Below are 9150 nucleotides of genomic sequence, written 5' to 3'. Positions count from 1 at the left end.
CTTTTCATTTCTTTAAAATTACCACGATGTTTTAAATTATTGTAAGCAATGACTAAATTTAAAACATCACTTATATCTTCAAAAGTGTCTTTATAAAAATCCTTGATATCTTCAAAATCAACCGTTGTCAATCCTAGTTGTTGTATTGATTCCTCTCTATGTTTTATGTCTGAATAAAAATCTAATCCAAAAATGGGAATAAACATATGGAATTTTTGGACAAACTTATCAAGGATATTGAATAATTTTTTCTCGTATGATCCTAAGGTATTCTCAAAATGTTGTGCAATTAATAACAATTGTGCCGAGTTTGTATCTTTAAATTCGTTAAATATATGATCCGTTATTTTCTTAAAATATTCTCCCGCAAAAGTTTCAATAAACCGGGTATTTAAAAAATGGACCGCTCTCAACAATTCTAATTCGTTATCTGCCGGAAACGTTGTTTTATCTAATACATCATGAAGTTCTTTTCTCAAATATACATGGCTATCATTGAACCATAATTCATTAATCCGTTTAACTATAGGCCATTCATTATCTATTTTATAAAGAAATAAAAGGGTGCTTCGCTTGAACTGTTCTATATTCTCACCCATAACAAAAACACCATTTTTAAAAAAGGGGCTGAAAACGTCACTCTTCGATTCAGTATATAAACGTATCTTTTCTGTTAAAAGCTCACCTGAAACTTCCACTATATAATCAGGTAATTCACCTGGCTCAAGAGGATTGACATTTTTCAATTTAATAGAAAACCCTGCGTTTTTTTGGTCTAAATATACATTTCCATATATAGAAATTTTGCAATTTCCACACCTGATTCTCACTGGATATTTATCTAGCCAACCTAGCTGAACCTTTATACGAGTAATACTTTTACATACATTACACTGATAGTCTCCTGTAACAACCATAAATCTCACCACTCTTTAATATATGCTCTACTATGTCTCGCTTATACTTCAGTTAAACTCTAAACATAAGTGCTTTATTTAATTTTGTTTCGACAATGCATTCTTGGCTTCACATATTATTATCGGTTAAAAGTAATTTATTTGATACTGTTTGCGAAATTTGTCGAAAGATTTTTCGGTGTTCGAATTAAAAAATGATTGTATATATTCTTTCTAAACTGTCACCGTACTCAAGCCGTTAACCGCCAATTGTCTATCCTGAGATTTATCGGAAGCAGTTTACAGAGAATATAAAAAGACGTTCCATCTATCAGGAACGTCAACAACCTTCTATTTTTTTATCTCTGGTAAATTGTTATTTATTAAGTCATTTAAAACAAACCCTTGAAAGCTCCTTAAATTCTTTGTGTAATATTTAAAACTAAATATGAACACAATGGATATAAGTATTTGAACAACATATAACAGAGCTTCGAAGTGAAGCCAGACATGAAAGCCATATTTAATATAACCAGGTAACATTGTAACAGCACTAGAAATGAATTGTGATATTAACATTGTTCCATGTCCATGAACAGTTGATAATAAATATCTGTATCGATCAGTGATATAGACCCTCGCCTCATCGTTTACCTTCAATAGCTGTTTATGCCAAGTGTATTCCAAATGGAAGTAATCATTGGTTTGATTCTTGCCCCAGCTCCTTGGCTTTGGATAGTTTCTGACCATGTTTACAGTTTTATCAATATCTTTGTTAAGAATCCAAAGTAATAAAAAATATAATTGATGAAAGACATATCCTATTACTACACCTACAACCCCAAAAGATATTAAAATCCCAATTATTTTGCTAAGTTGATCAAAATTGATTTTATTTATAACTAAATTGTGGTCTTGTATAAAAAGATTTAATACTATCCAAAAAAGAAACATCCATCCAGGAATACCCCATCTAATAAGATATTTTGTTTCGAAACTCATTTAATCTCCTCCCACCTTATTATCGGTGAAAGAAAAAGACAAAGGAACAATTTGCGAAATTTGTCGAACAAAAGCATCCTTCACAAATGAGTGGCACTATTATGACAAAAAAGCACCCCGTAGGATGCTTTTAAAATTAAAATTCAGACGGGACTAATATTTTTGCTGCATAAAGATCGATTTTTCCGCAATTATTGCAAGCAAGAGCAATGGTTGGAACACTAGGTCCACCAACTTCTATTACGTTTGGTTTGTTTTGTAAATCTAATCTTACCGTACCATCTAGAAGTTCAAATCCAAAGTTGCCGCATTTATCGCAAGGACCCTTTACTTTTGAAGTTATTGCTTGTTTAATTTTCTGATCTAATTCTTCAGTAAACGCCATATCCTCACCCCCTCGCCTAATTATCTCCCAAAATGCATTACAATGGAACTATTTGCAGAATTTGTCGAACGAAAGCGTCCACTTTTTTAGAAGTTTTAACCATTTGGCAAAAAATCCTCATCAAGCCAGCTAATCTTTACCCCCTTATGCTAATAGCTTAATTGAATTGATCTCACACATACTCCGAGAGGAAGCCAAGTATAGTAAGACCGATCAATGAAATACGATATTACTATCCTCCCGATACGGACGCCTCAGACTAGCTGCTATCCAGGCTCAGAATGTTCCTCTCGTTTTGGCTTCATTCCTCAACACCTTTGTTCCGTATCCGAATTCGTCTTGATAAGGGAAAGACGCTTCTCCCGTGTATTTCGATAAGTTTTATTTATCGTATTTCGTTGATATGTTAAGTTTATCGAGATTTCAAACATAAATAGTCCCCCTTTTTGTCCCCTAAAATGTCCCCTGTTTTGTCGGGAATTTGTCGGCGATTAATGATTCAAAACAAAAAAAGAACAGGTTTTATCCTGTCCTTTTTGATTCATTTCTTATTATTATCATCTAATCTTAGAACAGCAATGCTCAATAAGATCAAACCAATAAACGTACCGTACTTCCCTGTGTCTAAATGTGTGAGTGGAGCTATAAAATATTCAATTATGAATATGATTATAGCAATTGAAACTAATATACGATTCATTTATTATTTAACACCTCGTTTATGCATTTCTCCATGGAACAATAACTGTTGTGCCAATTAACCAATGATATGAGATCCCGTACTTACCATTATCGGAAACCTTCTTTATCGCCCATTTACTTGCCCACAATGCTCCAGCAAGAGCACCTGCATACACAGAGATTCCTGGTAACGTTCTGAGCAATGCAGCGATACCAGCAATGGCTCCGGCTGCTCCATCTGCATCTTCAATGATATTTAAAAAGCTTTTGATTTTACATGAATTCATATTAACCTGTACGATTGGAACCTTAACTCTCACACTCTGCTTTCCTCTGCAAGCCATAACCGAAGCATCTCTGGTTACCTCAGAGACTCTAACGGTAGCCGTATCAACTAACTTTTTTGAGCCCTCCGTTAATAAATATTGATCGACCTTGATAGCTTCTTTAGACGTGCCTTTATCAAGTGTCTTTTGATCAATAAGATATTGCTTGCCGTCAAGTTCCATTGTATAAGTTGAAGCATCCTCAGACTGATTAATAATCTTCATTCCATTAACAGGTGGTACATTTTCATTATTCGTAGAGGTTTTCGCAAAAGAAGGTAGTGCAAATCCACAAACTAAACTGAATACAAGAAACAAGCTTACGATTTTTCTTTTCACCTTTTAATCCCTCCCAAGGCTCAAGACTATCACAGTCAAAATTAAATAAACACCATTTTCCATAAAATAGGTTATTTACTCCTACAATTTCATGATCAAGTACATCTCAACTAAACTTTATACCCAATTTAATTAAAAAGAGCACTCAGATAATCCCGAGTGCTGTGGCAATACGTAGAATGGCACGCTGTTTTATTTCATAATAGGTGTCCTTCTTCATGCCAAGTTCCATGTATATATGAATGTCTTTTGTTTGGCTAGCGGTTAAGTATTTTTTCTCAATGATCATCCGTTCTTCATCGTCCAGGCTGTTTTCTAACGCCCTTTCCATCTGTTTGACCTTCAGTTCATTTAATATGAAAGAATCTCTGATAGAAGGAAACGGGCTGATGCCAGCGTCAACCGATTCCTTTTTATTCTCAAGCTGTACTTTCAAAGCTCGATAATCTTTGAGTTCTTTGATCACAATTTTTCGGACTGCCTTCAAATCCACAGGATGAAGGAATGAAAGTTGTTCTGTCACACCCGTCCTCCTTTCCTCTATTTTTCGCGTTCCCATTTTTGTATTCGTCGTTCTGTTAAGCAAATCCATAAGGCAAGAGCCACTGAATTAATAACGAATAGTGAGCCAATAAATATAATCATTTCGCTGTCCTTTCACTTTTTAAGCCACATTCCAATGCATATAACATGGCTTTAAACTTGCTGTTCTCATAAGGACCATATATTTTATTTTTCATAACCAAAACGAACTCACGTTCGGTTCCAATGCATGCAAAATCCCCTAATATAAAGTTTCTGACTACCCCCATTTATTTCACCCTCGATAGACGCTGCACATCTGAAATGGTCATTTGGTGATCAGCTTCACGGACTGCCTCGGCAAATGTTTCAACACCGGTATCCCATAAACCATGGCGCTCGATAATTTCAGAGAATTCCTCAACGTCATGTTCGCGAATTCCCCAGCTGTCTGGATCAGTGGCAGCGCCGTATACAGTCACCCATTTACTTTGGTCTTTCGGATCTGGCTCTTCCCATTCTTCTCGAGTAAAATGGCAAAGCTCATGATCTACCAGGGCTGCGCGCTGTTCTTCTGGCATCGTCTTCCATGCAGCCTTATTGATAAACACGAATAGCATGTAATCCGTCATATGACGTTCAAACGCGGTGCATTTTTTCGCCTTTCCTGCCCATTTGCTGTTACCTTCACGGAGATAAAAACCAATCTGCTGTTTAGCGTCTTTTAAATGCGGGTGGTGCTCGTCAATTATGCTTTCAGCCAGCTGCCGTACTTCCTTCGATTCTTCAAAACCTACAAATGCCATGTTACTTCCTCCCTTTGGTTTTTATTGAGTAAAGATTTACACAAGCCCACCTTTCAGTAATTCCCGGGCCATATAATGAAAGTGATGGTAAATGTAATTTCCGGTAGCGTTAGGGCTAAGAAAAACAGTTGAAAAGCCGTAACGGACCTCAAATGTTTTCAAGCTACCCAGAAGCGCTTTTGGTTCATACTTTGAACGATATTTTCCGTTGAGTATCTTTTGGTACCCTTCCAGGTCTTCCACAAGAAGAGTGAACGGATGCCTGGACGCCCGAATTAATTCATTTTCAAATCGAGAACGGTCTTTAATCGACTGCACCAACTCGTCCACTCCGTTTTTTCGTTCAATGGCTGCATTCAAATACATATCACGGCTGATTCCCAATTCATCATTTTTGGGAATCATGGCCGAGTAATCACCTGTTTTCATTCCTTTGAACTTGATTGCCACCTTCTTTTTACGAAGATAATCAAGAACATGCTGATTCTTTTGTTCTCTTGTATCCACAATAATGATCATGCTGTCCAGAATTTCTTTTAACTCTGTTTCCGAATAGTTATAGTGAATAATTGTCATGCTTTCTTCCCCTTAAAATACGACATTGCCCGATCATAAATTTCTACGGAAAGCAGGTCCGTTTCCTCGCTTTCAAAGTTAGAAACGGATTCCTTTAGCTCCCTCTAGCCGTTCTCCCAAAAGAGAACAAGTAATTTCATCACCTTCATAACTGATTCATAATCATGATTGAACCAGTCATCTATTTTTCTATTAATATCTTGATCAATGCCCATGAAATAATTAATGATTTTATCTATAGTCTGTTTCACATTATGTTCATGATCCGAGTATTCACCTTTTAAATACAGGATAATTCGTTTTTTATAAGATTGGACAAACGCCTCAAGCTCCGGATAGACTTTCTCAGGATTCTCAATATAAAGATCGTTTCCATCAAGTATTAAAGGTGATCCCAAAAACGCCATATCAGAGCATATTTTTTTTGGATGCAAATTGCTCACACCTTATTTGATACTTTTTGTTACTTTTTAAGTAACACAGCTCACCCATACTCTCCCAAGGGATCAAGCCCCTCTTGTTACTTTTGTTACTCATTTTTATATTTAAGGCTATATAGTATATATATATTATTTTTTTATTAATTAATTTTCATGTGAGAGGAACAGGGTTTTTAAGTAACAAAAGTAACACCATAATTTAACAAAACACTCAGAACCCTTGTCATACCAATGTTTATAGCCTTTTCCTTTGAATACTTGTGACGTTATTTTTGTTACTTTTTAAATCTGATTTATTCTGATCGTGTTTGAATAGATTTAATTGTTTGTATAAATCTCGGTTTTCTTTTATTAAGCCAATTCCATCAAAATAATTTTTGTTATAGTTACCGCGGTACTTTTTAAATCCACGGATTTCAAGTTGCCGATAAAACGCACGATTCTTCAGTTCAATCTCATCATTCTCAAAACACCAGTCTTTGTAGTCTTTATAAAGCTCCTTAGCTTCTACTTTTGTAGTCGGATGCAGGATGCATCTTTCCTCCATGTATGGTCCGAGAATATCCATATCCTCGCGGTAACCTTCCGTTGCTTTTCGGATCACTTCTGGTTCCTTAAGCCCTTCCTTCTGCCACTTCAAGCAGCCTTCCACCGCCCACCTGAGAATGCCAGACATTTCTGCAGCAAGTTTCTGCGGGAGCTTTTTGTCCACTTTTTCTTTCGGAATAGTAACAGTGAATGGAACAAGCCGGATACGGCGCCAGATACCTTCATCGCTGCCTTTTACAATTGGTTTATGGTTTGTCGTAAAGAACACTTTAAATTCCGGGGTAAACTCAAAATACTCCTGGCGTAAGAAACGCGCGGACATCTTTTCGCCCCCGGTGATCTGCTTCACCAACGACTCGGACAGCTGCTGGCCTTCTTCACTCTCAACGGCCGACACAAAGCGCGCCCCGTCGAGTCGGGCTATGTCATTGTTGATGCTGCTATCATTCTTCTTTTTTATGAATGTGTCGCTGTTCGTCTGCCGGCCATAGTCGCCCAGCAGCTGCTGAACTGTATTGATAAACGTTGATTTACCGTTACGGCCATTACCAAACAGAAAGAACATGACTTGTTCCGTAGTATCCCCGGTCAATGAATAGCCAATAGCTTTCTGCATAAAATTAATAATTTCATAGTTTGGCTGACCTTGTTCATCTATAAAAATACTTTCTAAGAATGACTTCCAGTTTGGGCAGTCGGCATCTTTTTGATAAGCCACTGATGAAATTTTAGTGAACAGAAAATCACGATCATGCGGCAACAATTCACCAGTCTTTAAATCGATCACACCATTCTCACAATTAAACAGATATTTATGAGAGTCGAGTTCTTGTTTTCTTACAGCAACCATTGGCCGGGTATCCAGGATGGTGTTCATTCGAATATTGCGACGCTCACATTTTTTAGCCCAATCGTTAAGCTGCTTTTTTCTATAGCCGTCTTCCGTGGCCTTCGCTTCCCCGTAAATGGCCCGGAGAGTTTGGGCAGTTAATGCCTCAATCTGCCTCTTGCTGTCTTCCTCCCACATCTTCCCGTTCCAGATTAACCAGTCCAGCTCGTTACAGTATCTGATATTCTTGCCATGGTAATATACAAGCCTTTCAGCGTTCCCTAGCTCAGTCAGATGAAAGACCGGTGGCGTGTCTATGATTTCCTCTGTGTCAGCAACCTGTGAGGCCTGCGGCTGCGAGAAATACACTTCATACGGCTGCTCTTGCTGCTCCATCAGGTCGGATATTGTGGGGCCGGTCGAGTAGATAGCTGCAGCAATAGTCATTTCTCCATATGTAGCTCCGTCGGCTGAATGCTGCCGGTCCCACTTTTCGCGAAACAAATTTGATTCACGAAACATAGAATCCATTTTTGATGCGTCCTTGTCCGTCCAGAATGCCAGGTGATTACATAAAGCCATATCCGTGGAAGAATGATCGCCATTAATCAGCTGGCCGTTAAACAGGTCCTGAATGCTTTTTCCATTTTTACTGTTGAACATTCTTTCCCAAATTTCTTTGTTTGAAAGATTACTCATATCACTTACGGATTGTGTTCGGGTACTGACCGTTTTTGCTTCTTCCTTCTCTGTCAGGTACTTATCAAAGATAGTTTTGATTTCTTCTGATCGTTCCTGAACAGGTCCAACATCAAGGCTGTTTCCGGTGAATGTGAAATAACGGCCATGCCTGTATACTTCCAGGCCTTTATCTATATTTTTTCTCCCTGTGCCCGGTCCGCGTAATGGGAGCTTACCTTTCGCGATAATATGAACACCCTCACCACTCGGAGAGTATTCAGTATAGCTGCTGATCGTCCGGATGATTTCCTGAGCGAAAGGAGATAGAACACCGTCATTTACACAGTGATCTATATCTATTCCGATGAACGGATCATCTTTAGAAAACATGAAGCCGATGCCGTCATACTCCTGTTCATTGAAAAACTTCATGATAGTGGCAAAGGTGGACCAGGTTCTCTTATTGCTTGATTGAGCCATGCTGCCGTCAATCTGATATGGCACTTTCGTTTTTTTGCCGTTACGCTCTTCCGAACGCCATAGAATCCACTGAGGGGCGTTTTTTAGCTCTTGCGGTATATTTTTAAAATCGTACATGTATTAACTCCCCTTTAAAAACGAGGGAGCTATACACTCCCTCAAATGTATTTCTTGAGATCAAAATGGTACATCGTCATCGCTCACTGTAATTGAGCCGGTATCTGGCGCCGGCGCTTCTGACGGCTTAAACGCTTTGACTTCTGGATATTTCTTGCCGTTATGCTCTCTTTCTCCGACAACTAGGCGGATCGGTTTATTGAGGAATGCATTGGCCCATTCAATATGATCCTTAAATTTCATTCCGTTCGGGAAGCCTGCGGCCTTTGATGCTTGATGAAATCTCCACATTGCATTATCTGTAACAGTGAAATTGTCGTATAGGATTTTCTGGCCCTGGCATGCCTGCTCAACGTCAGAGCGAATTTCATAATCTACGACAAGACGCTCATTACCAGATGCAGCCGTTTTTGCTTCAAAGTTAATAACCGTCGCCTCATATTCTCCTGGTTTAATTGGTTCAAATGCTTCGCCTTTGCTGTGGTCTACTGTGAACATATTTAATTCCTCCAATTTTTCGT

At 38.2% G+C, this 9150-nt stretch carries 9 protein-coding genes and 1 pseudogene; all 10 read right to left on the bottom strand.

The annotated features are described in order from the left end of the window. Positions 1-917, bottom strand: a 917-nt coding sequence (locus tag BLL41_RS18995; protein WP_071579061.1) for a metal-binding protein, incomplete at its 3' end; no start/stop codon positions are given. Positions 918-1247: 330 nt separating this feature from the next. Next, positions 1248-1898: a BA5345 family protein gene (locus BLL41_RS18990; RefSeq protein ID WP_071579060.1), complete on the bottom strand. Its 651-nt coding sequence runs from the start codon at positions 1896-1898 to the stop codon at positions 1248-1250. Between the two features lie 136 nt (positions 1899-2034). Beyond that, positions 2035-2283 (bottom strand): hypothetical protein, encoded by a 249-nt coding sequence (locus BLL41_RS18985; protein WP_071579059.1) that lies wholly within the window; start codon positions 2281-2283, stop codon positions 2035-2037. A gap of 719 nt (positions 2284-3002) precedes the next feature. Further along, positions 3003-3629: a hypothetical protein gene (locus tag BLL41_RS18980; RefSeq protein ID WP_071579058.1), complete on the bottom strand. Its 627-nt coding sequence runs from the start codon at positions 3627-3629 to the stop codon at positions 3003-3005. Between the two features lie 145 nt (positions 3630-3774). Further along, positions 3775-4188, bottom strand: coding sequence for an ArpU family phage packaging/lysis transcriptional regulator (locus BLL41_RS18975; RefSeq protein ID WP_060399192.1), 414 nt, complete (start codon positions 4186-4188; stop codon positions 3775-3777). Between the two features lie 253 nt (positions 4189-4441). Continuing rightward, positions 4442-4957 carry a putative metallopeptidase gene (locus BLL41_RS18970; RefSeq protein WP_071579057.1) on the bottom strand — a complete coding sequence of 172 codons (516 nt, stop codon included), beginning with the start codon at positions 4955-4957 and terminating at the stop codon, positions 4442-4444. Positions 4958-4993: 36 nt separating this feature from the next. After that, a complete protein-coding gene (locus tag BLL41_RS18965) occupies positions 4994-5533 on the bottom strand; it encodes an ERCC4 domain-containing protein (protein WP_071579056.1) in 540 nt (179 codons plus the stop codon). Further along, positions 5530-5967, bottom strand: a pseudogene (locus BLL41_RS18960) (hypothetical protein). Before BLL41_RS18960 ends, BLL41_RS18965 begins: the two are co-directional and overlap by 4 nt. 241 nt (positions 5968-6208) lie before the next feature. Continuing rightward, complete coding sequence (locus BLL41_RS18955) at positions 6209-8629, bottom strand: phage/plasmid primase, P4 family (RefSeq protein WP_071579055.1); 2421 nt, start codon at positions 8627-8629, stop codon at positions 6209-6211. A 60-nt stretch (positions 8630-8689) separates the two neighbouring features. Beyond that, positions 8690-9127, bottom strand: coding sequence for a DUF669 domain-containing protein (locus BLL41_RS18950; RefSeq protein WP_071579054.1), 438 nt, complete (start codon positions 9125-9127; stop codon positions 8690-8692). Between the last annotated feature and the right edge of the window lie 23 nt (positions 9128-9150).

The sequence above is a fragment of the Bacillus sp. FMQ74 genome (assembly GCF_001875785.1).
Lineage (GTDB): Bacteria > Bacillota > Bacilli > Bacillales > Bacillaceae > Bacillus > Bacillus stercoris.
Note: the sequence above shows the minus strand (reverse complement) of the source record. Positions and strands in the feature narration are given on the sequence as shown.

Coding starts and splice junctions, on each gene's coding strand:
- BLL41_RS18990 (WP_071579060.1), bottom strand. CDS start 1,898: ATGAGTTTCGAAACAAAATATCTTATTAGATGGGGTATTCCTGGATGG.
- BLL41_RS18985 (WP_071579059.1), bottom strand. CDS start 2,283: ATGGCGTTTACTGAAGAATTAGATCAGAAAATTAAACAAGCAATAACT.
- BLL41_RS18975 (WP_060399192.1), bottom strand. CDS start 4,188: ATGGGAACGCGAAAAATAGAGGAAAGGAGGACGGGTGTGACAGAACAA.
- BLL41_RS18970 (WP_071579057.1), bottom strand. CDS start 4,957: ATGGCATTTGTAGGTTTTGAAGAATCGAAGGAAGTACGGCAGCTGGCT.
- BLL41_RS18965 (WP_071579056.1), bottom strand. CDS start 5,533: ATGACAATTATTCACTATAACTATTCGGAAACAGAGTTAAAAGAAATT.
- BLL41_RS18955 (WP_071579055.1), bottom strand. CDS start 8,629: ATGTACGATTTTAAAAATATACCGCAAGAGCTAAAAAACGCCCCTCAG.
- BLL41_RS18950 (WP_071579054.1), bottom strand. CDS start 9,127: ATGTTCACAGTAGACCACAGCAAAGGCGAAGCATTTGAACCAATTAAA.